Annotated in this window: 1 protein-coding gene; it reads right to left on the reverse strand. The window is 73.6% G+C overall.

The features are described 5' to 3' along the window. Positions 1–2,458 (reverse strand): non-ribosomal peptide synthetase (locus OEY_RS29100; RefSeq protein WP_010596416.1); only part of this gene is annotated, 2,458 nt, incomplete at both ends.

The following is a 2,458-nucleotide window of genomic DNA, read 5'->3' on the forward strand; positions in this document are numbered from 1 at the left end:
CCCATCGGCGGTGACGGTCGTCGCGGTGAGATCGACGGGCACCTGCTCGACCGGGCGGATCCGCTGGACGGGTCCGTCGGCGGTGGCCGGGAACTCGGTGCGCAGGGCCTCGTGGCGGGCGAGCACATCGGTGACGGCGGCGGTGAGGGCGTCGCGGTCGAGTCGGCCGTGCAGCCGGATCGCCATCGGGATGTTGTAGGCCGGGGAGGTGGTGTCGAGCTGGTTGACGAACCACATCCGCTGCTGCGCTGCGGAGACCGGGAGCACGTCCGGGCGGGGCCCGGCCACCAGCGGCGCCCGGGTGCCCGCGCCGGCGCCGGCGGTCAGGGCGGCCAGGGTCCGCACCGTGGGGGCCTCGAACAATGCCCGCACGCCCAGGTCGGTGCCGAGGGCGGCGTTGACGCGGGCGACCACCCGGGTGGCGATCAGCGAGTTCCCGCCGAGATCGAAGAAGCTGTCGTCGACACCGACGCGGTCGACGCCGAGGAGTTCGGCGAACACCTGCGCCACCGTCCGTTCGGCGTCGGAGGACGGCGCGACGTAGGTGCTGCCGTCGGGCGCGAGCACGGGCACCGGCAGCGCACGCCGGTCGAGCTTGCCGACGGGAGTGAGGGGGATCTCGTCGAGGACGACGATCGCCGTGGGCACCATGTGCGCCGGCAGGCTCCGCGACAGGTGCGCGAGGAGGGCGCCGGGTTCGGCGGTGTGCCCGGCCGGCGGCAGCACGTAGGACACCAGGACGGTGTCGCCGGACGGGGCGGTGTGCCCGATCGTCACCGCGAACGCGACATCGTCGTGGGCGGTCAGGACGGTGTCGATCTCGCCGAGTTCGATGCGGAACCCACGGACCTTGACCTGGAAATCGGAACGCCCGAGGTACTCGAGGTCGCCGTCGGTGCGCCAGCGCACCACGTCGCCGGTGCGGTACATCCGCTCCCCCGGCGCCCCGAACGGGTCGGCGACGAACCGTTCGGCGCTGAGCCCGGGCCGGCCGCGGTAGCCGCGGGTGATGCCCGGTCCGGCGATGTAGAGATCGCCGGCGACCCCGACCGGCACCGGCCGCAGTCGGGAGTCCAGGACGACCTCGTGGGTGCCGCGCACGGGGGTGCCGATCGGGATCGCCGGTGCCGGCGTCAGCGGGCCGCAGATGTTGACGACGATGGTGGCCTCGGTCGGGCCGTACGCGTTGAACATCCGTCGGCCCGGGGCCCAGCGGGCGACGAGTTCGGGCGGGCACGCGTCCCCGGCGACGGTGACCGACTCGGCGGCGACGCCCTCCGGGTCGACCGAGGCCAGCGCCGCGGGGGTGGAGAAGGCATGGGTGATGCGTTGCTCGCGGAAGAAGCGGGCGAGTTCCTCGCCGCCGTAGATCGTCGGGGGCACCACGACGAGGGTGGCGCCGATCGCGAAGGCGGTCATGTACTCGTACACCGAGGCGTCGAAGCTCGGCGACGAGAAGTGCGAGACCCGCGAGTGCAAGGTGGGGCCGTGCCGGCCGTGCAGTTCGGCGCACAGGTTCGCCAGACCGCGATGCGGGACCACCACGCCCTTGGGTCGACCGGTGGACCCGGAGGTGTAGATCAGGTAGGCGGGATGGTCGAAGTGCAGCGCGCCGCGCCGGTCGAGGTCCGACAACGGGCCGTCGGGGACCGAGTCCAGCGCCGTGACGAACTCCGCGTCGTCGAGCACCAGCCACGGCACGTCGTCCGGCAGGCCGTCGCGGTGGGCGGTGGTGGTCAGCCCGAGCACCGCCCCGGAGTCGGCGAGCATGTACTCGATCCGCTCGGCCGGGTACGTCGGGTCGACCGGCATGTAGGCGGCACCGGACTTGGCCACCGCCCAGATCGCGGCCACCGATTCGAGGGATCGGGCGATGCCGAGGGCGACGAACGTCTCCGGCCCGGCGCCGGCGTCGATCAGGACCCGGGCGACCCGATCGGACCAGGCGTCGAGCTGCCCGTACGTCATCGTGCGGCCCTCGAACTCGAGCGCACTCGCCTCCGGGACGTGCGAAGCCACCGCGGTGAGGATCTCGGGCCACAGCTGCGGGGACACGCCGGGCAGTCCGCGGACCGGGCTCAGCTGCGCCGCTTCGTCCGGGAAGACGATGTCGACGCTGCCGACCGGGGCGGTGGGGTCGGCGGCGACGGTGCCCAGAACCCGCAGCAAACGTTCGAAGAACGATCGTGCGGTGGCGGGGTCGTAGAGGTCGGTGGCGTACGTACCCCGCAGGTGGGTGCCGTCGGGGCCGGTCGCGGTGTGCAGCGCGAGTTCGGCGTGCGCGAGGCCGTCGTCGGCGGCGGTGCCGCCGGGGTCGAGAAGCACCGGCAGGGCCGGCACGTGCTGTGCGTCGAAGCACCGGGCGAGCCGGTCGGCCGGGACGTCGGCGTGGGCGGTGGCGGCGGCGTGGATCGCCGCGACCCGGCCGAGCAGCTCGGCGAACGGCTCGTTCTCGTCG

Source organism: Rhodococcus sp. P14, from assembly GCF_000256505.1.
Taxonomy (GTDB): Bacteria; Actinomycetota; Actinomycetes; order Mycobacteriales; family Mycobacteriaceae; genus Rhodococcus; species Rhodococcus ruber.